Consider the following 21,389-nt stretch of genomic DNA (forward strand, 5'->3'; position numbering starts at 1 on the left):
CGATGGCACAGGACATTCAATTTGCCGACGGCGCAGCGCCGTTTTCGCAATCGCAACAGTTCCACGACATCAAGAATGCCGCACACGAGCATCTGCTCACGCGGATCGAGGAACTGGGCGCCGAATTCGGCCGTTGGTCGCGGCAGGCGATCAACCAGTTCGTCGATCTCGAAATCGACAGCTTCGTGCGGCTGCGGCGGATCCCGCTCAACGAGAGCGAGGTGCGTGCGATTGCCGAGGCGCTGACGAAGGAGCTCGCCGGCTTCGGGCCGATCGAGGACCTGCTGGCGGATCCGCACGTCGAAGACATCCTGATCAACGGCTACAACGACATCTATGTGTCGCGGCACGGGATTCTGTCGAAGCTGCCGATCCGCTTCACCGATAACGCCCATCTGCTGCGGATCGTGCGACGGATTCTCGCGCCGGTCGGCCGGCGGCTCGACGAATCGAATCCGATGGTCGATGCGCGGCTGCCCGACGGCGGGCGTGTCAACGTGGTGATCGAACCGCTGTCGATCGACGGCCCGGTCGTGTCGATCCGGAAGTTCCGCAAGGACCCGCTGAAACCCGAGGACCTGCTCGGCAACGGCACCTACAACGAGGAAATCGGCCGGCTGCTCGAGGCTGCGGTCGAGGCGCGCTGCAACGTCCTCGTGTCGGGTGGCACCAGTTCGGGCAAGACGTCGCTGCTGAATGCGCTCGCGTTCCACATTCCGATGGCGGAACGCGTCGTGACGATCGAGGATACGGCCGAACTGTCGCTGAATCACCCGCACGTCGTACGGCTCGAGAGCCGCCCGGGTGGCTTTGACGGGAGCGGCGTCGTGTCGATTCGCGACTTGCTGCGAAACACGTTGCGGATGCGGCCGGACCGGATCATCGTCGGCGAAGTGCGTGGCGGCGAAGTGCTCGAAATGCTGCAGGCGATGAATACGGGCCACGACGGATCGATGGGCACCGTGCACGCGAGTTCGCCGCGCGAGTGTCTGTACCGGCTCGAGATGCTTGCCGGCTTCGCCGGCTTTCAAGGCACCGAGGCCAGTCTGCGCCGGCAAATCGCCAACGCGATCGATTTCATCGTGCAGATCGGTCGACTGTCCAACGGCCGTCGGCGCATCCTGTCGATCACCGAAGTCACCGGCATGTCGGACAACATCGTATCAACCCAGGAACTGTATCGCTACGAGGCGCGCGTCACGCCGGAGGGCGACGAGATCGATCATTGGGAGTCGCTCGGCATTCATCCGCATTCGCCGAAGCTTGCGCGCTTCCGCAACACGCTTGTGGCGAGCGGCGGCGGATTCGGCGGCAACTTCGGGCGAGGCGGAGGCTTCAATGTCTAGCGTCAGCTTGCTCGCGCTGATGTTCGCGCTGATCTGCGCGGCAGCCGGGTTGCTGTTGTGGCGCGGAAGCCAGGTACGGGAAGGGCGTGCACACGCACAACGGTTCTTCGACAGCCGGGTGGGACAGGGTGCGCGCGCCGCGGCGTCGGCGGGTGACGCGCGCACCGCGCGTGCCGCGGCGGCCGGTACGGTGAACGCGCAGGAGCCGGAACAAGGGTTCGCGCGCTGGCGCACGTCGGTGTTCGATGCATGGACGGTATTGTCCGACCGCGCGGGTCTCGACGAGATTCGCGCCGGCCTCGTGCTGGCGCTTGCGATCATCGCGCTGCTCGCACTGTGGGCCGGCGCGGCCGGCGGGGTGCTCGCGGCGGCGGCCGCGCTCGTTGCGGGCGGCGTGCTCGTCGTGCTTTGGATCACGTCGCGAATCAGCCGGCGCCGCCTGAAGATCGTTCGTCAGTTGCCGTCGTTTCTCGACGGAATCGTGCGGCTGGTTACCCTGGGAAACAGCGTGCCGGCGGCGTTCCAGTCGGCGCTCCAGACGGCCGAGATGCCGCTGCGCCGCTGCCTCGACGACGTGTCGCAGATGCTGCGCTCCGGCGTCGAGATCGATCGCGCGATGCTGCAGATCGCGCACAGGTATCGCATCCGCGAATTCGAACTGGTCGGCGCGGTGCTGCGTCTGTCGGTCCGCTACGGCGGGCGGGCGGACGTGATGCTCGACCGGATGTCGACGTTCATGCGCGATCTCGAGCAGGCGGAACGCGAGCTGTCCGCGATGTCGGCCGAGACCCGGTTGTCCGCCTGGGTGCTGGCGCTGTTGCCGATCGCGGTCGGCAGCTTCGTCATCGCCACGAGCCCACGCTACTTCACGGTGATGTGGAACGACGATGCCGGGCGTCAGCTGATCTATCTGGCATTCGTGCTGCAGGCAATGGGCGGCTTCTGGCTGTACCGGCTCGCGCGGTTGAGGTGAATCGATGGATGCAAACCGTTTAGGCGCGCTTGCGCTGGTGCTCGGATCGATCGGCGTGCTGCTGCTTGCCGCGCTCGCGATCGTTCGCGTCATGCTCGTGCAGCGTGCCGAACGTGCACTGGTGAATGCGCTCGACCGCCGCACCGCGGCGATCGAAGCGGCCGCCGTGCGAGCCGGTTCCGCCGAACCTGCGCGCGATGCCGCCGCACCCGCTGCGCCGCGCGCACGTTTCGCGGGGCTGCGCACGCGTTTCGAAAATGTCGGGATGCGATGGCTCGAGACCGGCTTCAGCCGTTATCTGATTGCCGACGAGGATCGTCAGCTGCTGGAACAGTGCGGTTTCGTCGACGTCCGCGCAAGAGCGCTGTTCGTCAGCGCGCGCATTGCCTCCGCGATCCTGCTGCCGGCGCTTACCGTGCTGGTACTGGTCAGTCGCGGGCACGAGACGCGCTGGCTGCTCTGGATCTCCGTCGCGCTCGTGACCGGATACATGCTGCCGAAAATCTACGTGCGCCGGCGGGCCACCGCGCGCCGGCAGAGCATTGCGGCCGAGTTGCCGCTGCTCGTCGACATGTTGCGGCTGCTGCAGGGCGTCGGCCTGTCGCTCGACCAGAGCATCCAGGTCGTCACGCACGATTTTGAGACCATGCTGCCCGTGCTGTCGTGGGAGCTTGGCGTGGCGCAACGGCAGTTCGCGGCCGGACGCACGCGCGAACAATCGCTGCAACGCCTCACCAACAGTTTCGACAACGAGGATCTGCGCGCGATCGTGCGATTGCTGATTCAGGTGGACAAGCACGGCGGCGCGGTGCAGGAGCCGCTGAAGCAGTTCGGCGACCGCCTGCGTGAAGGGCGTCGTGCGACGCTGCGCGAGCAGATCGGTCGACTGACGGTGAAGATGACCGGCGTGATGATCATCACGCTGTTGCCTGCACTGTTGATCGTTACCGCGGGGCCCGGGATCATGACCGTGCTGTCCGCGCTTGCCGCGATTCAACGCTGATGCGGCATGAGGGGAAGGAGCGACACAAGATGAATCGATTTGGTTGGATCCGCACGATCGCAGGCGCGACGGCGTTCACGTTGCTCGCCAGCGGGTGCTCGCTGTTCAAGGAATCCGGATACGGGATCGGTGCGCAGGCCGAACGCGGCGCGCTGATGCAGGCCGCTGCCGACAAGAGTGCGCCGCCCGATACGCCGGGCATGTACCTGGGCCTGATCGAGCGGATGCAGGGGCAGGGATTGTATTTTGCGTCGCTGGCGCACATCGACCAGTACGAAAAACAATATGGCGCATCACCGGACACGATCCTGCTTCGCGCCGACGCATTGCGCGCGACCGGCCAGTACGACGCCGGCGTGGCCGCGTATACGAAGCTGCTGACGACGCCGCTCGCCGCGCGCGGCTATCGCGGGTTGGGCCTGACCGCCGGCGCACGCGGTGATTTTGCGCTTGCCGGGCAGCAACTCGAACAGGCGACCGTGCTTGCGCCGACCGATGCGGCGACGCTGTCCGATCTCGCGTATTCGAGGATGCGCGAAGGCGATCTGGCCGGTGCTCGCGTGCCGCTGCTGAAGGCCGCTGAACTCGAACAGAAGAACCCGAAAATCCTCAGCAACTTTGTGCTTTATCTGCTCGTGAGCGGTCACGCGAAGGACGCGCGGCGGCTGATGGATCAGCAGAAACTTTCGCCGGCGGTACGCGGCGAGATTCGCGACGACGAGACGAAGGTCACGGCCGCGATACGCGCGAAGCAACGTGCAATCGCACACACGCCGGGCAGTGCGTCCGTGCCGTCGGTTGCGAGCAGCGACAACATCGATCTTGCCGTCCCGCTGCTGCAGCGTTTCGCGCGATAACGACGATATTCACGGAGGCCATCATGTTTCACCTTTCCTCAATCCGCGGGCGGGCCGCGTGCATCGCATTCGCGTGCACGCTTTGCGCGGGTGTCGCCCATGCGCAAGGCAACCCGCCGGCGTCCGAAATCGATCATGCAACGAATGCGCTGCTCGACCTGCAGCGCTCGAATCGTGCGGCGGCCGCACCTCAGCCGATCGACGGCGCGGCCGGCACATACGCCTATCAGCGCTATCTCGACTCGTTCAAGACGCCGATTCCGCAGTGGTTCGGCACGATGTCGGCGTCGGGCGGCGGCAGCAGTGGAGGCAGCGGCAGCGGCGGAGTGTCCGGTAGCGACCTCGCGCACTGACGGAGCGAAACGGTGAAGACCCGACACAGCGGCGGCGCATTCCGCCTCGCGTCACGACAGCGGGGGGCGTTCTCGGTGATGGCGATCATCGCGACGCTGATCGCCATCACGACGCTCGGCGCGATCGGCGTCGGTAATCTCTTTTACCAGCGTCGGGACGTGCAACGGATTGCCGACATGGCCGCGCTCGCGGCCGTGCAGCGCATGGATGACGCATGCGGGCAGCCGACCGCCACCGCGACCAGCAATGCGCAGTCGAACGGGCTCAATACGTCGAATGGCGACACGATCAGTGTCGAATGCGGTCGCTGGGATACGGCGGTCAACCCGAAACCCAGTTACTACGTGGCCGCGACCCCCGGGACCACGCAATTGAACGCGGCCAAGGTGATCGTTACGCGTCAGGTGCCGTTCTTCTTCGTCGGGCCACCGCAGCCGGTGTCCGCGGTATCGACCGCACGCTCGACGAACATCGATACGTTCTCGGTCGGTGCAACCCTTGCCGCACTCGGCGGCGTCGGTTGCGCCGGGGGATCCGCGCCGACGTCCGGTAATCCGGGGCTCGTCAACGGACTGATCGGCGGGCTGCTTGGCGCCAGCCTGAATCTGAACATCGGGTCGTATCAAGCGCTCGCCTGCACGAACGTGAAGGTCGGCGACCTCGTCGTGGCCGCGGGCGTCGGCACGGTCGATCAGTTGCTCGCGCTGAAGCTCACGTTGCCGCAACTGATTCAACTGATGGTGAACGCGGCAACGCAAACGTCCGTCGCGAACGCAAATCTGCAGGCGGGCCTCGCCACGCTGCAGACGATTCTGAGCGCCAACGTTCCGGGGACGTCGATCGGCCTCGGCGGGGCGGGCGGATTGCTTAACGTTGCGCTTGCGGATACGCAGGCAGCGCTCAACGCGCAGGTGGATCTGCTCGACCTGCTGCTCGTCGGCGCGGAGATCGCTGCAACAGGCAAGCCGGCGGTCACGGTCAACGTGCCGTCGCTGAATCTCGGCGGGCTGACGGGGACGCAGTTGCAGGTGCAGATCATCAGCCCACCGTCGATCGGCATCGGCGAGGGCGGGATCGATCCGTCGACGGGAACGTGGCGGACGACCGCGTCGACGGCCGCGGTGGGGGTGTATCTCAATGTCGATCTTGGCACGACGCAGTTGCCGCTGCTCGGTGCGTTGCTGGCTTTGCTCAACGTGAATGTCGATGTCAATCTGCCGATCTATCTGCAAGTGGGTACCGGCACCGCGACGTTGAACTCGACACAATGTGCCGCCACGCAGGCGGCGAGCACCGTCGTCATTACCGCGCAACCGGGCGTTGCCAATCTGTGCATCGGCCAGCCGCCGCTCGATTCGTCCGGCAAGATCAGCCTGTCGTCGACTTACAGCTGCAAGTCGCCCGGGCAGATCATCAACGCGAATGTGCTGGGGCTTGCGCAGCTGACGGCGACCTTGTCCAACGTATCGGTTCAGGTGCAAGGCGCTTCCCAGTCGCATACCTTCAATGGCGTTCCGGGAATCGATGCGGACTACTGGACGGTGAACTCGAATGCGCTCGGCTCGGCGCTCAGTTCGGCACTGACGCAGCTCGCGGCCGCGAATATCAACGTCAACGTCAGCTTGTTCGGTGCCAGCATCCTGTCGGTCCCGGGAAATTTCGTCTCGACGTTGCTCACTTTTTTGACTGGCCTGCTCGGCCCGCTCCTTTCGAGCCTCGATGCAGTCCTCGTACCGTTGCTGAATCTGCTTGGCGTCCAGGTCGGCGCGGCGACGGTCCACCAGATCTCGCTCAACTGCGGGGTCGCCCAAACGGTTTACTGAATAAGCAGATCCGATGAGAACCACGCCCGCAATCGAAGAGCTCGACCTGTACGTCTGGGAAGGCAAGGCGGACATTGTCGACCGCGTCGCCCGATGCATGGCGAGCTTCGACGTCGAAGTGATCCGCGCGGACAACGCGGAGATCTCGCCCGAACGCGCCGCATTGCGGCCGTCGCTGGCGATCATCAGCGTGACGATGATCGAAATCGGCGCAGCGTTCCTGCGCGACTGGCAGGCCAACATCGGCATGCCGGTCGTCTGGGTCGGCGCGGCGCGCGACCACGATTCGTCGCAGTATCCGCCCGAGTATTCGCATATCCTGCCGCTCGACTTCACCTGCGCCGAACTGCGCGGAATGATCGGCAAGCTCGTCACGCAACTGCGTGCGCACTCGGCCGAAACATCGCAGCCGTCCGAACTCGTCGCGCACTCGGAATCGATGCAGGCACTGCTGCACGAAGTCGACACGTTCGCCGACTGCGACACCAACGTGCTGCTGCACGGCGAAACCGGTGTCGGCAAGGAGCGCATTGCGCAATTGCTGCACGAAAAGCATTCGCGCTACCGGCATGGCGAATTCGTGCCGGTGAACTGCGGCGCGATCCCCGACGGCCTGTTCGAATCGCTGTTCTTCGGCCATGCGAAAGGGTCGTTCACGGGCGCGGTTGTTGCGCATAAAGGCTATTTCGAACAGGCGGGAGGTGGCACGCTGTTCCTCGACGAAGTCGGCGATCTGCCGCTGTACCAGCAGGTCAAGCTGCTGCGCGTGCTCGAGGACGGTGCGGTGCTGCGCGTCGGTGCGACGGCGCCGATCAAGGTCGATTTCCGCCTGGTCGCGGCGAGCAACAAGAAGCTGCCGCAGCTCGTGAAGGACGGGCTGTTCCGCGCGGATCTCTACTACCGGCTCGCGGTGATCGAGTTGAGCATTCCGTCGCTGGAAGAGCGCGGTGCAGTCGACAAGATCGCGCTGTTCAAGTCGTTCGTCGCACAGGTCGTGGGCGAGGAGCGGCTCGCCGAGTTGTCGGATCTGCCGTACTGGCTGACGGATTCGGTGGCGGACAGCTATTTCCCCGGCAACGTGCGCGAACTGCGCAACCTCGCCGAGCGGGTCGGCGTGACGGTGCGGCAGACGGGCGGGTGGGATGCCGCACGGCTGCAGCGGCTGATCGCGCATGCGCGCAACTCGGCCCAGCCGGTGCCGGCGGAGAGCGCGGCCGAGGTCTTCGTCGATCGCAGCAAGTGGGACATGAATGAGCGCAATCGCGTCATCGCGGCGCTCGACGCAAATGGCTGGCGGCGCCAGGACACGGCGCAGCAGCTCGGCATCAGCCGCAAGGTACTGTGGGAAAAAATGCGCAAATATCAGATCTTCGACGAAGAGCCCGAGACACGCGAAAGCGAGTAATTAATGAGATAAAATCGCGCTGAATTACAACGACACGGGCGGGAATAAAACTTCATGAGCCATATGACGGGGTTGGGGCGGGCGTGCGTGTTGCTCGCCATGGTGGGAGGCATTCAGGGCGCTTACGCGCAGGGGTTGGCAGACAGCACTTCGCCGGCGGTGCAGCAGGCGTCGGCGCCGGTGGCCGCGATTCCGGTGATCGATCAGCAGGTCCAGACGTCGGTGCAGCCGCAGGCGGGCGAATCGACGGGGCCGAGCACGGTCGACGACCTGCAGCGCCAGATCCAGGCGCACACGCTGACGGAAATGCGCACGAGCTACAACGGCAGCTACGGTGCGAGCCTGCTGTTCAACGTGAAGGACGGCGCGTACTTCGTCGCGCTGTTCCAGCAGAAGGCGTTCTGGCGCGTGATCAAGACCTTCGACGAAACGCGCGCGGAAGCGATCTATCGCGATTTCTCGCGCCAGGCGGAGCGGCTGGCCGTCAACGAACTGCGCGCGGCGAAGCTGGAATCGCAGAAGGCGCAAATGGACAAGCAGATCGAAGTCACGCAGGATCGCGCGCGGCGTCTGCAGGCTGATATCTCGATCGCGCGCCAGCAGCAGGCGGCGGTCGCGGATCGCCAGAAGAGCGTCCGCAGCGAGACGACGGCGTTGCAGGCCCAACAGGCCGAACTCCAGTCGCAATTGCGTGCATTGCAGCAGCAGGTGCGTTCGCTGCAGCGCGAGGCCGACGCGGGCCTGCCGACGACGGCACGCTGAACTCGGCGGCGGCGGTGCGGCGACATGCCGCGCCGGCCGCACAAGGAAAAAGGGCAAGCCGGTTGGCTTGCCCTTTTGTTTTACTGGCCGTCCGGCACGATTCGCCGGCGGCGCGTGACGATCACCGGCCCGTTGCCGCCGCGTGAATCCGACGGCGACGTGTTGCCGGACGCGTCGCCGGTGTCGCGCGGCGCGCCGTAGCTTTCACGCGGTTCGCGCGGTGCACTGTAGCCTTCGCGGGGTTCGCGCGGCGCGCCGTAGCCTTCGCGCGGCTCACGCGAGCCGTAACCCTCGCGCGGCTCGCGGGAGCCGTAGCCGCCGTCGCCACGCGATTCGCGCGAGCCGCCGTGCGAACCGTACGGGCTGTGACCGCCGCCTTCACGGCCGCCGGGGCGACCGCCGGTGCGCGGACCACGGGGGCCGCCGCCGCCCGGGCGCGAGCCGCCCGTGTCGAGCTGGATCGTGGAAATCGCGCGCTTGTAGATGCCTTGCAGACCCACGGGGGTGCGCAGCATCACCAGGTACTGGTCGAACGACTCGATACACCCCGTCAGACGAATGCCGTTGACGAGATAGATTTCAACGCGCTTACGTTCCTTGCGCGCCGAATTGATGAAGTCGTTTTGCGGATGGGATTCTGCGGGATTGGCCATTGAGGTGCGGCAGGAGCCTGCGTCAGAGAATATGTTGTGCGTGTGTGTGGCGTGTTCGTCCACAAGCCGTTTGGCGGAATTCTACCCTGTTCGATCGGGAAGCGCGCAGCCGTGATTGTGTCGAACCGTAACCCACTATAGACGTTGCAGCGCATTTTCGCGATTAGGCCGAATGGCCAAAGCCGTTTCGTTACGTCGCGTTACGACTCTCGCAGCGCCGTATCACCTTGGTGTGCGCGCGGCGCTTACATTGGCGTCGCGAGCCGGGCGGGCCGGTATATCAGGGATCCAGAACATGAACAAGAGGCGATGGGCAGGGTGGGTCGGGGGCGTGGCGTTGCTGGCTTCCGGCAGTGCAATGGCGGGGCATGTCGATCTGTCGGTCGGCATCGGCGTACCGGTCGCGCCGGTCTATGTCGAGCCGGCGCCGGTCTATGTAGCGCCGCAGCCGGCCGTGGTCGCTTATCCGGGCTACGGATACGGCTACTACGGCGACGAGGACGACGATCGCTACCGGAAGTGGCACCGGCACTATGACAAGCATTGGCGCAAGCACCATGGCGACGACGATGACGATTGATCCGAAGTTCGACCCCGTCGGCGCGCATCAGAACGCGTAGTCGGGGTTTTTTGGGTCGAATGCCGTGTCGTCGAGCGTCGCCGGCGCGATTTTCTCGATGACGATCCGCTCGAAGATCCTGCCGTCGTTGTCATAGGACTCGACGGTCCGGAAATAGGGCGCATGCAGGTCGAGCCCGAGGGTTTCCTTCTTCGCGTAGAACTGCGGCCGGCCGGTCGGCGTTTCGTAGGTGAGCGCGACGACGCGCACGCCGCCGATCGTCTTCGCTTCCACCTGGGTCGGCCGCTGCACGCCGGCTTCCTCGTATTTCTTCCCTTCGGTCAGGTACAGGTTCGTGATGAACTCGGTGCCGAGATCCTTCACCTGGTGATTCGACTGGGCGCGCGCGAGTGCGCCGTCGAGTGCCGTCCACAGCGGAATCTTGCCGAGCAGGCCGCCGAGATGGCCGTACATCTCGTCCTTGCGCTGCGTCGTGTCGTAGATGGTCTCCTGTCCGGCATGCGCACCGCCCGGCAGCCATTTTGCATACACCCGCAGCGGCTCGCGGGTGGTCTTCACGAGCATGCGGTCGGGCGTGTCGGACCATTTCCCGCTGATGCGCTCCTGGCGCACCATCGTGAACTGGTACGACGGATAGCCGTTAGGACCGTTACGGATATAGAGCGGCACGGCGAGCGGATCGAGTGCCTTGAAGAGCGCCGTGAGCGTCGCGTCGTCGAGTTGCGCGAGCGTGCCGCGCTGCGCGGCCGTGCGCAGCCAGCGCGCCTGCTGTGCAACCGGCTCGTGCGTGACCTTCGCCAGGTCCGCCGGCAGCGCGACGCCCTGCGCCGCGCTCGCGGCGTCGGCCGTTTCCTGCGCATGCAGGCCGGCCTGCGCGAACGACAGCATGCACGCAACTGCCGCGGCGGCGCCAAGCCGCGCGCGGTGCTTCATTCCTTCGTTCATCGACAGCGTCTCCCGGAGCGATGGATCGTTCAGCCTTGCTTCGCGGCCTTGATTTTGGCGAGTTCCTCGTCGCGCAGCGCGCGGCGCAGGATCTTGCCGACGTTCGTCTGCGGCAACGCGTCGCGGAATTCGACGAATTTCGGCATCTTGTAGCCGGTCAGGTTCTTGCGGCAGTGCGCGAGCACGTCGTCGACGGTGAGCGACGGGTCGCGGCGCACGACGAACACCTTGATCCGTTCGCCCTGCACGTCGTCCGGAATGCCGATCGCCGCGGCTTCGCTGATGCCCGGGTGCATCACGAGCACTTCCTCGATCTCGTTCGGATACACGTTGAAGCCCGACACGAGGATCATGTCCTTCTTGCGGTCGATGAGGCGGATGAAACCGCGTTCGTCCATCACGCCGATGTCGCCGGTGCCCAGCCAGCCGTCGGCGTCGATCACCTTTGCCGTTTCGTCGGGGCGCTGCCAGTAGCCGCGCATCACCTGCGGACCGTGCACGCACAGCTCGCCGGGTTCGCCGATGGCGGCCCAGGTACCGTCCTCGCGGCGAAAGCGCACGACGGTGGACGGCGCGGGAAGGCCGACCGAGCCGCTGAACGCGGCCATGTCGTTCAGGTCCACGGGATTCATCGTGACGATCGGCGAGCATTCGGTCAGGCCGTAGCCTTCGACGACCGGCCGGCCCGTCACCTGCTGGAAGCGCTCCGCGACCGCGCGCTGCATCGCCATGCCGCCCGCCATCGCGAGCTTGAGTTTCGAAAAGTCGCGCTGGCGGAATTCCTCGTTGTCGAGGAACGCGTTGTACAGCGTGTTGATGCCGGTGATCCCCGTGAACGTTTCGTTGCGGATGATCTTCATCACCATCTTCATGTCGCGCGGGTTCGCGATCAGGATGTTGCGCCCGCCGAGCCCCATGAAGATGAACGCGTTCACCGTCAGCGAATAGATGTGATAGAGCGGCAGCGGCGTGAGCACGGTTTCGACATCGCCCGAGACCTGGTCGGCGATCCATGACTTCGCCTGCAGCAGGTTCGCGATCAGGTTGCCGTGCGTGAGCATCGCGCCTTTCGCGACGCCCGTCGTGCCGCCCGTGTATTGCAGGAACGCAAGATCGTCGCGCGTCGTCTGCACCGGCTGCGGTTTGCCGCGCGCGCCGAGCGCGAGTGCGGAGCGCAGCCGGGTTGCCTGCGGCAGGTGGTAGGCCGGCACCAGCTTCTTCACGTGCTTCAGCACGAAATTGATCAGGCGTCCTTTCGCATTGAAGCCGTCGGCGAGCAGGTCGCCGAGCGCGGTGACGACGATGTTCTTCACCTGCGTGTCCGGCAGCGCGTCCTGCAGCGTGCGCGCGAAGTTCTCGAACACGACGATCGTCTGCGCGCCGCTGTCTTTCAACTGGTGCGTAAGCTCGCGTGCGGTGTAGAGCGGATTGACGTTGACGACGATCGCGCCGGCCTTCAGCGTGCCGAACAGCGCGACCGGGTACTGGAACGTGTTCGGCAGCATGATCGCGACGCGGTCGCCGGGCTTCACGCCGATGCTTTGCAGATAGGACGCGAATGCGTCGACTTTCCCGGCGAGCGTGCGATAGGTCATCGATGCGCCTGCGCTCACGTACGCGACGCGGTCGGCGAAGCGGGTCGTGCATTCGTCGAAGAACTGCACGAGCGACGCGTATTGCGTAACGTCGATTTCGTGCGGTACGCCGGGCGGGTACGACGCGTACCAGATGCCGTCGGTGTTCGGCGGAACCTGGGCCGCTGCGGATGCTGCGGAAGCTGACATGACGTATCTCCGGTCTTTGCTTTCGGCACCGGCAGGCGCGTTATCGCCTGCCGGTGCGTGATGCTTCGCGGTCGATCAGCACGGGCGCCTCGGCGCCCCGCGTGACCGCGCGTATGAAAAATCGTGAACAGGAAGCCGCGCGTGGCCTCGCGCGTTCAGTTCGTGGAATGCAGCGTCGCCGTATCGGCAGCCGCCGCACCCGGCAGCAGCCCGAATGCTTCGCTCGCCCCCGCGTCGTCGAGTACCGCCGCGAAGATCGACAACTGCGCGCTGTCGGGCATCGGTGCCTTCAGCGCGGCGACGATCAGCGACGACAGCCGCGCGATCATCTGCACGTCGTTCATCGTGCGGCCTTGCGAGAACTCGTCGATCAGGCTTTCCGTTTCGGCACCCGCGAGCGCGCCGGACAGCGCGCCGATCGCGAAGTGCAGCCGCCAGCCGAGCTCCGTGCGCGGCAGATGCGGCAACGCGCGCTGGAACGCATCGAAGAAGCGGCCCGCGACGCTCGCGTAGTGCGCGGTCAGGAAGTTGCGCACGAACGGCGACGGATCGGTGTACGCGCGGCCGATCAGCCGGAGGAACCCGGGCCCGCCGCGGTCGGGATTGCGCGATGCCTTCAGCGCGGGAATGAACATCGCGCCGAGCACGTGCTCGCAGGTGATGTGCGTGCCGAGCTGCGCATCGAAGCGGTCGAGGATGCCGAGGCGCTCCTGGTTGAGCTGGTCGAGCCGGCGCGACAGCATCGCGTGGATCAGCGCTTCCTTGCTGCCGAAGTGATAGTTGACCGCGGCGAGGTTGACCGCCGCGCGCGACGTGATCTGCCGCATCGACATCGCCTCGAAGCCATGTTCGATGAACAGATCCTCGGCCGCATCGAGGATGCGCGCCTTCGTCCCGCCAGTCTGCCGAGCGCCGGATGACCGCGTCCCGGACGGTCGTCCAGCGGACGGTCGCCCCTCCTGACTTACTGCCATGTTCCGCCTCCCATGCCGGTTGCCCGGCCGCGAACAGGTGATTTGATTATCTGATTCAAACAGTCGTTTTTATTAAGATAAAAAATCGCGGGCCGAGCGGGCAAGCGGGGAATCTGGACAAATTCCTCTAGTTCGATGTGCGAATGCGGAAAGTATTGAGCGCGGCCCCGGCGGGGCGGGGCACGCGCGATGGTGCGGTGCGGCAATGCGCGGATCTAGCTGACGGCGCTACGCGTATTGACCGATTGCGTCATGTCGATGCCGCGCCGCTCGCGGCTGAACAGGATCAGCACGGCGATCACGACGGCGACGATGCCGGCCACGAGCGCGAGCGCCAGGCTGTAATTGTTGCCGTGCGAAACGGCAAGCGATGCCTGCATCGTTGCGTTGCCCGACGCGAGCAGGTTGCCGAGCTGGTAGACGACGCCGGGGAAGGTCGCCCGGATCTCGTCGGGCGAGATCTCGTTCAGGTGAACCGGAATCACGCCCCACGCACCCTGTACCGAGATCTGCATCAGGAACGCGCCGGCGGCGAGGGCAATCGGACCGCTCGAGAACGCCCACAGCGGCAGCACGGGCAGCGCGATCAGCGCGGCGATGAAGATCGCGCGACGCCGGCCGATCCGCTCCGAGATCGCACCGAACGACAGGCCGCCGACGATCGCGCCGATGTTCAGCACGATCGTGATCCACGACACGGTATGCGGATCGAAGTGATGCTGTTCGCGCAGGAACGTCGGATAAAGATCCTGCGTGCCGTGCGAGAAGAAGTTGAACGCGGTCATCAGCACGATCGCGTAGATCGTGAGCTTCCAGTTCTGCTTCAGCGTGGCGCCGAGGCTCGGGCGCGGTCGCTTCTCCATCTGCTTCCACGCCGGCGATTCGGGCACGTGCGAACGCACGTACAGCACGAGCAGCGCGGGCAGCACGCCGACCATGAACATGCCGCGCCAGCCGATGTACTGGTAGAAGAGGCCGAACACGACGGACGCGAGCAGGTATCCGCTCGGATAGCCGGCCTGCAGCAGACCCGACACGAGGCCACGCGCATGGGTCGGCACGGTCTCCATCGTCAGCGCGGAGCCGACGCCCCATTCGCCGCCCATCGCGATGCCGAACAGCGCACGCAGCACGAGCAGCGCGGTCAGGCTCGGCGCGAAACCCGACGCGAGTTCGAGCAGCGAATAGCACGCGATGTTGACCATCAGCGTCGGGCGTCGGCCGAAGCGATCGGCGAGCCGGCCGAAGATCAGCGCGCCGATCGGGCGCATCGCGAGCGTCAGCGTGAGCGCGAACGCGACGGCTGGGATCGTCGACGAGAATTCCGCGGCGATGTCCTTCAGCACGAAAACCATCAGGAAAAAATCGAACGCGTCGAGCGTCCAGCCCAGGTAGGCGGCGATCGTGACGTTGCGTTGTTCGCGGGTCCAGCTCATGTCCGAGGTCTCCTCGTTGGCTTGCGCGCTTACGATGTGCATGCGGATGCCGGCCCGGCTTGCGCGCGGTGCAGGGGCATTGATCGAGTGTAGGTCGCCGCGCCGCGCGATGTGGGGCGCGATAACGGCGAATCGGGAATAATCCCTACGAAATGAACTGTTTCGAAAACGGCAACGGCGCCGCGCGAGACAAGCGACAGGCATCTGTATCATTCCGGAAGGCTGTTTGTATCCATTTCGTAATGCGCTCGACGCGCATCGTCACCGAATCAGGAGTCCAGATGACCGAAGGTTCCGCCGCCGCGCTGCCCGTGCTCGAAACCGCCAGGCTGTGGCTGCGTCCGCGCGTGCTGGCCGATCTCGATGCGTGCATCGCGATGGATCGCGATCCCGAGGTCACGCGGCACATCGCGGGCCCGTGGCACGATCCCGTCGAGCATCGCCGCTTCGTCACGCACCGGATCACGCGCGACTATCCGCCGGGCCTCGGCTACTGGTCGATCTTCGAGAAGGCCGCGCCCGATGCGTTCATCGGCTGGGTCCTGCTGATTCCCGACTACGCGGACGGTGCGCGCGACGTCGAGATCGGCTGGCGGCTGGTGCGCACGGCATGGGGGCGCGGTTTCGCGAGCGAGGCCGCGGCGGCCGTCGTGCGTCACGCGTTCGACACCGTGCGGCTGCCGCGCGTGATCGCCGATATCGCGGAGGCCAACAGCGGCTCGCTGAATGTCGCGCGCAAGCTCGGGATGCGTCGCGTGAGCGTCGTGCACGATGGCATTCCTTACATACGTCATCGTCTCGAGCGCAACGATCTGCGCGCGTAGCGCAGCGTCGTGCGCAGGCGCGGCCGGTTGTCAGAGATCGTCAATCGGATGCGTATCGAGGTCATGACGTATTAACGGCTCGCGCGATCAGGAGTATCGTTGCCGGAATTTCGCAACATGGGGTACGACCATGGCACTCGGCAACGACGTTCATCTCATTCCCGTCAGGCTCGACGCGCTGCGTCCGACGCAGATGACGGTTGGCTATCGTGAAGTCAAGGCGAAGCGCAAGCACTGGAAGGCGCTCGACAAGCGCGCGCGCAAGGCCGCGATCGAATCGCACTGGTTTCCGGCCGTCCTCGGCCCGGACGGGCTGCACTACATCACCGATCACCACCATCTCGGCCTCGCGCTGATCGAGGAAGGCGAGTCGCGCGTGAACGCGATGTTGCTGAAGGATCTGTCGTGGCTCGACAACACGATCTTCTGGCGGATCATGGAGCACAACCAGTGGGTGCATCCGTTCGGCGCGGACGGGTCGCGCCGCGACTATGCGCATTTGCCGAAGGCGCTGACCGGACTCGAGGACGACCCATACCGCAGCCTCGCCGGCGAGCTGCGCACGGCGGGCGGTTATGCGAAGGACGCGACGCCGTTCAGCGAATTCCTGTGGGCCGATTACCTGCGCCAGCATGTGTCGCTCGACCAGATTCGCAAGAACTTCACGAAGGCGCTCGACGTCGCACTGCACCGCGCGCACGATCAGGATGCGCGTTATCTGCCCGGCTGGTCGGGCGTCATCGCCGTCAAACCCTGACCGGCGCACGGCATCGACCGCCTCATGACGACCACCCCGATCCGCCCCGACGCCGGCCCGCAGCATGCCGACCATTTCTCCGCGCTCGATGCGCCTCCGCCACCGCGCACACGACGCATCGGGCTCGATGCGCTGGCCGGCCTGTCGATCGCCGGCCTGCTGATACCCGAGGCGGTCGCGTATGCGGGGCTGGCCAACCTGCCGCCGCAGGCCGGTCTCATCGCGCTGCTGTCGGGGCTCGTCGTCTATGCGCTCACGGGCAGCAGCCGCTTTGCGATCGTGTCGTCGACGTCATCGTCGGCCGCCGTGCTCGCGGCGACCGTGCTCGCGGAATCGGGGATGGCGCTTGCCGCGCAGCTCGCGCTCGCGGCGGCGCTCGTCGCGATGACGGGCGTGCTGTTCATCCTGGCCGGTGCCGCGCGGCTCGGCGGCATGTCGGATTTCGTCGCGCGGCCCGTGCTGCGCGGCTTCACGTTCGGCCTCGCACTGACGATCGTCATCAAGCAGTTGCCGAAGATCCTCGCGATTTCCGTGCAGCACAGCGATGCGCCGCGTGTCGCGCTCGACCTGATCACCGGCGCGCCGCATGCGAACCTCGCGAGTGTCGTGCTCGGTGCGATCGCGCTGGCGTTGCTGTTCGCGCTCGGGCGCCGCTCGCGCGTGCCCGCGACGCTCGTCGTGATCGTGCTGTCGATCGCGGTCGGTTATGCGGTCGACTGGCAGCGGTACGGGATCGCGATCGTCGGCCATATCGACTTCCGGCACCTCGAATTCGGCCTGCCGAACCTCGACCGCAACGCGTGGATGCAGACGGTCGAGCTCGCGTTCGCGCTGATGCTGATCCTGTACGCGGAGTCGTATGGATCGATCCGCAACTTCGCGCTGAAGCACGGCGACAGCGTGTCGCCGAACCGCGACCTCGTTGCGCTCGGGTGCGCGAACCTCGTGTCGGGCCTGCTGCACGGGATGCCGGTCGGCGCCGGTTATTCGGCGACCTCGGCGAACGAAGCGGCCGGTGCGCAGTCGCGCTTTGCCGGCCTGTGGGCGGCGGGCGTGGTCGCGCTGATCGTCTGGCTGCTGCTGCCGCAGCTCGCGCGCACGCCGGAGCCCGTGCTCGCGGCGATCGTGATTTTCGCGGTCAGCCACTCGCTGCATCCGTCCGTATTCCGGCCGTACTGGGCGTGGCATCGCGACCGGCTCGTCGTGATCGCCGCGCTGCTCGCGGTGCTCGTGCTCGGCGTGCTGCACGGGCTGCTCGCGGCCATCGGCGTGAGCCTGCTGCTGACGCTGCGCAAACTGTCGGAACCGAACGTCAGCGTGCTCGGCCGGCTGCGCGACAGCCACGATTTCGTCGACGTCGCGAGCCATGCCGACGCGAAGCCGGTGCCGGGCGTGCTGATTGTGCGGCCCGAGGCGCAGCTGTTCTTCGCGAACGCGGACCGGATGCTGAATCGCGTGCGTGCGCTGATGAAGGCCGCGCCGGACACGCATACCGTGTTGCTGAGCCTCGAGGAAACGCCGGATGTCGACGGCACGACGATCGAATCGTTGCGCACGTTCGCGGCCGAATGCACGGCGCGCGGGCTGCGGCTCGCGCTCGTGCGGCTCAAGGTGCATGCGCTGCATGCGCTGCGCCGTGCGGCGGACGATACGCTGCACGACGATGCGATGTCCGAGCTGAGCGTCGACGAAAGCCTGCAACTGCTGCAGGCCGGCAAGCAGCCGGGCGGCGGCGACGGAACGACGGCCGCGTGACGACGCGGCGCGTGGGCGCCGTCTATCGAGAAAGCACCGCGGTGGCGGGGCGGTTGGTCATGTCGGCCACTTCGGCAGCCGTCGGTGCATAGGCCCCTGCATGCTCACAGGCGACCGCAGCGCATGCGGCCGCGTAGCGCAGATGCTCGGCCGCCGATACCCCGGGCCGTGCAAGCTGGCTCGCGAGCCAGCCGCCGATGCTCGCATCGCCGCAGCCGACCGTGTCGGCGACCTCGGTCGGGAACGCAGGCTGGAACAACTCGGTGTCGCGATGCAGGAGCTGCATGCCGGCTGCGCCGCGCGTGACGAGCAGCGTCGCGTCGGGCGCCCACTCGCGCAGTTGCGCAAGCGCGGCCGCTTCGTCGAGTTCGGGAAACAGTCCGCGCAGATCCTCGTCGGATACCTTGATCCAGTCGGCGAGCGTGGCCAGCCGACGCAGCGTGTCGCGATACGACGGCGCGGCCATCGGTGCACGGAAGTTCGGGTCGAACGAGATTCGCTTGCCGGCCGCGCGCGCGGCCTGCGCAACCTCGATCAGGCGTGACGCGAGCGGCTCACGCACGACGCCGAGCGAGCCGACGTGCACGATCTCGGCCGCGTCGAGCGCGCCGGCGGGCAGGTCGGCCGGATCGAACGCGAGATCCGCGCCGTTCTCGCCGATGAAGAAATAATGGGGCGGCTGCTTCGACACGACCATCGCGAGCAGCGGCGCGCGGTCGACCTGCCGGATGAAGCGCAGGTCGAGCCCGGCGTCGGCGCTCTTGCGCATCAGTTCGTCGCCGAAGATGTCGCGGCTGACCGTGCCGGCGAAGGCCGTCGGCACACCGAGCCGCGCGCCGACGCGTGCGACGTTCCAGCATGAGCCGCCGGCGATGCTGTGCCAGTGCTGCGCGTCGTCGCGGATGAAATCGGTCAGCGCTTCGCCGAATACGATCAGGCGGGGAAACGTCGTCGTCATGTGAAAACCTTGTGCCGCACGATTGCGCGCGGCCGTGCGGCGGTTGAAGTGAGCGGGCGGGCAGCGCCGGCCGTCGCGCGCGGCGACACGGCCCGGCACTGCCCGGTTTCTCGGATGGGCGGCGCGATCAGCGCGGGGTGCTCCAGCCCTTGTAGGTCTTCACGTTGTCGCGCGTGATGAGCGTCGGCTCGATCAGGATCATCGGATTGGCCGGCTTCTGGCCGTTCATGATGCCGTAGCCGACGTTGACGGCCTGCTGCGCCATCGACCACGGGTCCTGGCTCGACGATGCCTGCACGAGCGTATTGGACTTGAGTGCCACCTCGATATCGGGCGCGCCGTCGACCGACGTGATCACGATGCCCGGGCGATTGAGCTGTTTCGCGGCGAGATCGCTGCCGATCGCTTGCGGGTCGTTGATCGTGAACACCGCATCGAGCTTCGGAAAGCGCGTCAGGTAGCCCTGCATCGCGTTCATCCCGCCTTCGCGCGAGCCCTTGCCGTCCTGGTCGCTCGACAGCACCTTGATACCCGCGTTTTTCGCGAGCACGGTCTTGCAGCCGTTGACGCGGTCGATCACGGCCGACACCTGCGGGCCGTTTTCGATGATCACGTTGCCCTTGCCGTTGAGTTTCTTCGCGATGTAGTCGCAGGCCAGCTCGCCGGCCTTCACGTTGTTGGTCTGCACGGTCGCGTTCGCGCCGGCCGCCGCGACGTCGACCGCGACGACCGTGATGCCGGCCGCCTGCGCCTTCTTCACCGCCGGCTCGATCGCCTTCGGGTCGGTCGCGTTGAGCAGGATCATGTCGACGTGTGCGGAGATGAAGTTGTCGATCTGCGTGAACTGCTTGTTCAGGTCGTAGTCGGCCGACACGGCCGTGACCTTCGCGTTCGGGTTGATCTGCTTCGCGCGCGCTTCGGCGCCCTTGACGATCGTGACGAAGTACGGATTGCCGAGCGATCCGACCGTGACGCCGATCGATTTGAGCGGCTTGTCGGCCGCGTGGGCGGCGGAAGCGCCGAAGGCGAGCGCGCAGGCGACGGCGGTCAGGGCGGCTTTGTGCTTGAACATGTCGTTGTGTCTCCGTGAGGTCGGTTGGCTGACGGGCGCAGGAGGACCTGCCCGCGCCGCAAGGTTGAATGGACGGGAAGGGCTCAGGTGCGCGCCGAATCGCGCTGGCGATAGCGGTCGAGCGCGACGGCGCCGATGATCACGAGCCCCTTGATGATGTACTGCCAGATGTCGGACACGCCGAGCAGCACGAGGCCGTTCGTCAGTACCGCGATGATCAGCGCGCCGATCAGCGTGCCGACGATCGAGCCGACGCCGCCGACGAAACTCGTGCCGCCGAGGATCACCGCGGCGATCGCATCGAGTTCGTACGACTGGCCGAGTTGCAGGCCGTTGGCCGCATAGAGCCGTGCGGCCGACATCACCGCGCCGAGGCCCGCGAGCAGGCCGGACGCCGCATACACGAACAGCTGGATCGCTCGCACGTTGATGCCCGACAGGCGGGCGGCTTCCGGATTGCCGCCGACCGAATAGATCCGCATCCCGAGCACCGTGCGGCGCAGGATGAACCACGAGATCGCGATCACCGCGCACGCGATCACGACGAGCCAGGGCACACCGAGGATCGAGCCGTTGCCGATGAACGCGAACGGCAATTGCGGATTGAACACGGTCGTGTCGTTGCCGATCAGCCGCGCGACGCCGCGCACGGCCGTCATCGCACCGAGCGTGACGATGAACGGCGGCAGGCGCAGGAACGAGATCAGGCCGCCGTTGATCGCACCGAACACGAGGCCGACGATGAGCGCGAACGGCACGCCGAGCCAGCCCCAGCCGGGGATGGTCGACGCGAGCAGCGCGGCGACGGCCGCGGCGGCAAGTACCGAGCCGACCGACAGGTCGATGCCGCCCGTCAGGATCACGAAGGTCATGCCGGCGGCGAGCACGATGTTGATCGATGCCTGCTGCGTGACGATCGACAGGTTCTGCAGCGTGAAGAAGCCGTCGGTCAGGAAGCCGAAGCCGATGCACAGCACCAGCAGCACCGGCAGCATGCCGGCGGTGCGGATCAGCGACTGCATGCGTGCGCGATGATCGGCGACGCGCGACGGGGGAGTACGATCGCCCACCGGATGGGCCGTCGCGGAAGCGAGGTTCCGCTGCTTGGTCGGGTTGATCATTTCGGTA

General features: G+C 66.0%; 20 protein-coding genes. 12 read left to right on the forward strand and 8 right to left on the reverse strand.

Annotation, left to right across the window (positions count from 1 at the left end; all coding sequences use genetic code 11):
• Window positions 1–2 precede the first annotated feature (2 nt).
• From ACN22W_RS07850 to ACN22W_RS07885, 8 genes are read left to right on the forward strand one after another with little or no spacing between them, the layout of a single operon-like run.
• A complete protein-coding gene (locus ACN22W_RS07850) occupies window positions 3–1,346 on the forward strand; it encodes a CpaF family protein (protein ID WP_419687153.1) in 1,344 nt (447 codons plus the stop codon).
• A complete protein-coding gene (locus ACN22W_RS07855; protein ID WP_419687155.1) occupies window positions 1,339–2,319 on the forward strand; it encodes a type II secretion system F family protein in 981 nt (326 codons plus the stop codon). Before ACN22W_RS07850 ends, ACN22W_RS07855 begins: the two co-directional genes overlap by 8 nt.
• Window positions 2,320–2,323: 4 nt before the next feature.
• Window positions 2,324–3,322, forward strand: a complete 999-nt coding sequence (locus ACN22W_RS07860; protein ID WP_419687156.1) for a type II secretion system F family protein — start codon at window positions 2,324–2,326, stop codon at window positions 3,320–3,322.
• A gap of 29 nt (window positions 3,323–3,351) precedes the next feature.
• Window positions 3,352–4,179, forward strand: a complete 828-nt coding sequence (locus ACN22W_RS07865; RefSeq protein WP_129514423.1) for a pilus assembly protein — start codon at window positions 3,352–3,354, stop codon at window positions 4,177–4,179.
• Between the two features lie 23 nt (window positions 4,180–4,202).
• Window positions 4,203–4,532, forward strand: coding sequence for a DUF3613 domain-containing protein (locus tag ACN22W_RS07870; protein WP_419687158.1), 330 nt, complete (start codon window positions 4,203–4,205; stop codon window positions 4,530–4,532).
• Window positions 4,533–4,544: 12 nt separating this feature from the next.
• On the forward strand, window positions 4,545–6,356 hold the full coding sequence (locus ACN22W_RS07875; protein ID WP_129514425.1) for a TadG family pilus assembly protein: 1,812 nt from the start codon (window positions 4,545–4,547) through the stop codon (window positions 6,354–6,356).
• A 13-nt stretch (window positions 6,357–6,369) separates the two neighbouring features.
• Complete coding sequence (locus ACN22W_RS07880) at window positions 6,370–7,761, forward strand: sigma 54-interacting transcriptional regulator (protein ID WP_193098247.1); 1,392 nt, start codon at window positions 6,370–6,372, stop codon at window positions 7,759–7,761.
• 54 nt (window positions 7,762–7,815) lie between these two features.
• Window positions 7,816–8,523, forward strand: coding sequence for a DUF2968 domain-containing protein (locus ACN22W_RS07885; protein ID WP_048243978.1), 708 nt, complete (start codon window positions 7,816–7,818; stop codon window positions 8,521–8,523).
• A gap of 80 nt (window positions 8,524–8,603) precedes the next feature.
• Here the strand turns inward: ACN22W_RS07885 and hfq are convergent, their stop codons facing one another.
• Window positions 8,604–9,176 (reverse strand): RNA chaperone Hfq, encoded by a 573-nt coding sequence (hfq, locus tag ACN22W_RS07890; protein WP_412023397.1) that lies wholly within the window; start codon window positions 9,174–9,176, stop codon window positions 8,604–8,606.
• 295 nt (window positions 9,177–9,471) lie between these two features.
• On the opposite strand from hfq, the gene ACN22W_RS07895 reads away from it, so the two are divergent.
• Window positions 9,472–9,756 carry a PXPV repeat protein gene (locus ACN22W_RS07895; protein WP_129514427.1) on the forward strand — a complete coding sequence of 95 codons (285 nt, stop codon included), beginning with the start codon at window positions 9,472–9,474 and terminating at the stop codon, window positions 9,754–9,756.
• Between the two features lie 27 nt (window positions 9,757–9,783).
• Here the strand turns inward: ACN22W_RS07895 and ACN22W_RS07900 are convergent, their stop codons facing one another.
• From ACN22W_RS07900 to ACN22W_RS07915, 4 genes are all read right to left on the reverse strand, one after another.
• Window positions 9,784–10,701, reverse strand: coding sequence for a DUF1571 domain-containing protein (locus tag ACN22W_RS07900; protein ID WP_343491472.1), 918 nt, complete (start codon window positions 10,699–10,701; stop codon window positions 9,784–9,786).
• Window positions 10,702–10,730: 29 nt separating this feature from the next.
• Window positions 10,731–12,485: an AMP-binding protein gene (locus ACN22W_RS07905; protein ID WP_129514429.1), complete on the reverse strand. Its 1,755-nt coding sequence runs from the start codon at window positions 12,483–12,485 to the stop codon at window positions 10,731–10,733.
• A gap of 155 nt (window positions 12,486–12,640) precedes the next feature.
• Window positions 12,641–13,459 carry a TetR/AcrR family transcriptional regulator gene (locus tag ACN22W_RS07910; protein ID WP_343491471.1) on the reverse strand — a complete coding sequence of 273 codons (819 nt, stop codon included), beginning with the start codon at window positions 13,457–13,459 and terminating at the stop codon, window positions 12,641–12,643.
• 215 nt (window positions 13,460–13,674) lie between these two features.
• A complete protein-coding gene (locus ACN22W_RS07915) occupies window positions 13,675–14,895 on the reverse strand; it encodes an MFS transporter (RefSeq protein ID WP_129514430.1) in 1,221 nt (406 codons plus the stop codon).
• A gap of 281 nt (window positions 14,896–15,176) precedes the next feature.
• Here ACN22W_RS07915 and ACN22W_RS07920 point away from each other — a divergent pair, with 281 nt between their 5' ends.
• From ACN22W_RS07920 to ACN22W_RS07930, 3 genes are all read left to right on the forward strand, one after another.
• Window positions 15,177–15,719 (forward strand): GNAT family N-acetyltransferase, encoded by a 543-nt coding sequence (locus ACN22W_RS07920; RefSeq protein ID WP_419687161.1) that lies wholly within the window; start codon window positions 15,177–15,179, stop codon window positions 15,717–15,719.
• Window positions 15,720–15,849: 130 nt separating this feature from the next.
• The gene (locus ACN22W_RS07925) at window positions 15,850–16,476 is read left to right on the forward strand and encodes a ParB-like protein (protein ID WP_129514432.1); all 627 of its coding nucleotides are present in this window, start codon (window positions 15,850–15,852) and stop codon (window positions 16,474–16,476) included.
• A gap of 24 nt (window positions 16,477–16,500) precedes the next feature.
• On the forward strand, window positions 16,501–18,231 hold the full coding sequence (locus ACN22W_RS07930; RefSeq protein ID WP_419687163.1) for a SulP family inorganic anion transporter: 1,731 nt from the start codon (window positions 16,501–16,503) through the stop codon (window positions 18,229–18,231).
• A 22-nt stretch (window positions 18,232–18,253) separates the two neighbouring features.
• On the opposite strand, the gene ACN22W_RS07935 is transcribed toward ACN22W_RS07930, so the two are convergent.
• The 3 genes from ACN22W_RS07935 to ACN22W_RS07945 all read right to left on the reverse strand — a co-directional run bounded on the left by ACN22W_RS07935 (window position 18,254) and on the right by ACN22W_RS07945 (window position 21,382).
• Window positions 18,254–19,189 carry a carbohydrate kinase family protein gene (locus tag ACN22W_RS07935; RefSeq protein ID WP_419687164.1) on the reverse strand — a complete coding sequence of 312 codons (936 nt, stop codon included), beginning with the start codon at window positions 19,187–19,189 and terminating at the stop codon, window positions 18,254–18,256.
• A gap of 127 nt (window positions 19,190–19,316) precedes the next feature.
• The gene (locus ACN22W_RS07940) at window positions 19,317–20,261 is read right to left on the reverse strand and encodes an ABC transporter substrate-binding protein (protein ID WP_419687166.1); all 945 of its coding nucleotides are present in this window, start codon (window positions 20,259–20,261) and stop codon (window positions 19,317–19,319) included.
• Window positions 20,262–20,344: 83 nt separating this feature from the next.
• Window positions 20,345–21,382, reverse strand: a complete 1,038-nt coding sequence (locus ACN22W_RS07945) for an ABC transporter permease subunit (protein WP_419687168.1) — start codon at window positions 21,380–21,382, stop codon at window positions 20,345–20,347.
• Between the last annotated feature and the right edge of the window lie 7 nt (window positions 21,383–21,389).

Origin of the sequence: Burkholderia theae (genome assembly GCF_048565265.1) — a bacterium.
Lineage (GTDB): Bacteria > Pseudomonadota > Gammaproteobacteria > Burkholderiales > Burkholderiaceae > Burkholderia > Burkholderia theae.

What these genes read in the sequence shown, in the direction of transcription:
- ACN22W_RS07920 (WP_419687161.1), top strand. Translation starts at nt 15,177, where the DNA reads ATGACCGAAGGTTCCGCCGCCGCGCTGCCCGTGCTCGAAACCGCCAGG.
- ACN22W_RS07900 (WP_343491472.1), bottom strand. Translation starts at nt 10,701, where the DNA reads ATGAACGAAGGAATGAAGCACCGCGCGCGGCTTGGCGCCGCCGCGGCA.
- ACN22W_RS07870 (WP_419687158.1), top strand. Translation starts at nt 4,203, where the DNA reads ATGTTTCACCTTTCCTCAATCCGCGGGCGGGCCGCGTGCATCGCATTC.
- ACN22W_RS07915 (WP_129514430.1), bottom strand. Translation starts at nt 14,895, where the DNA reads ATGAGCTGGACCCGCGAACAACGCAACGTCACGATCGCCGCCTACCTG.
- ACN22W_RS07910 (WP_343491471.1), bottom strand. Translation starts at nt 13,459, where the DNA reads ATGGCAGTAAGTCAGGAGGGGCGACCGTCCGCTGGACGACCGTCCGGG.
- ACN22W_RS07925 (WP_129514432.1), top strand. Translation starts at nt 15,850, where the DNA reads ATGGCACTCGGCAACGACGTTCATCTCATTCCCGTCAGGCTCGACGCG.
- ACN22W_RS07935 (WP_419687164.1), bottom strand. Translation starts at nt 19,189, where the DNA reads ATGACGACGACGTTTCCCCGCCTGATCGTATTCGGCGAAGCGCTGACC.
- ACN22W_RS07855 (WP_419687155.1), top strand. Translation starts at nt 1,339, where the DNA reads ATGTCTAGCGTCAGCTTGCTCGCGCTGATGTTCGCGCTGATCTGCGCG.
- ACN22W_RS07905 (WP_129514429.1), bottom strand. Translation starts at nt 12,485, where the DNA reads ATGTCAGCTTCCGCAGCATCCGCAGCGGCCCAGGTTCCGCCGAACACC.
- ACN22W_RS07930 (WP_419687163.1), top strand. Translation starts at nt 16,501, where the DNA reads ATGACGACCACCCCGATCCGCCCCGACGCCGGCCCGCAGCATGCCGAC.
- ACN22W_RS07945 (WP_419687168.1), bottom strand. Translation starts at nt 21,382, where the DNA reads ATGATCAACCCGACCAAGCAGCGGAACCTCGCTTCCGCGACGGCCCAT.
- ACN22W_RS07895 (WP_129514427.1), top strand. Translation starts at nt 9,472, where the DNA reads ATGAACAAGAGGCGATGGGCAGGGTGGGTCGGGGGCGTGGCGTTGCTG.
- ACN22W_RS07940 (WP_419687166.1), bottom strand. Translation starts at nt 20,261, where the DNA reads ATGTTCAAGCACAAAGCCGCCCTGACCGCCGTCGCCTGCGCGCTCGCC.
- ACN22W_RS07885 (WP_048243978.1), top strand. Translation starts at nt 7,816, where the DNA reads ATGAGCCATATGACGGGGTTGGGGCGGGCGTGCGTGTTGCTCGCCATG.
- ACN22W_RS07850 (WP_419687153.1), top strand. Translation starts at nt 3, where the DNA reads ATGGCACAGGACATTCAATTTGCCGACGGCGCAGCGCCGTTTTCGCAA.
- hfq (WP_412023397.1), bottom strand. Translation starts at nt 9,176, where the DNA reads ATGGCCAATCCCGCAGAATCCCATCCGCAAAACGACTTCATCAATTCG.
- ACN22W_RS07880 (WP_193098247.1), top strand. Translation starts at nt 6,370, where the DNA reads ATGAGAACCACGCCCGCAATCGAAGAGCTCGACCTGTACGTCTGGGAA.
- ACN22W_RS07865 (WP_129514423.1), top strand. Translation starts at nt 3,352, where the DNA reads ATGAATCGATTTGGTTGGATCCGCACGATCGCAGGCGCGACGGCGTTC.
- ACN22W_RS07860 (WP_419687156.1), top strand. Translation starts at nt 2,324, where the DNA reads ATGGATGCAAACCGTTTAGGCGCGCTTGCGCTGGTGCTCGGATCGATC.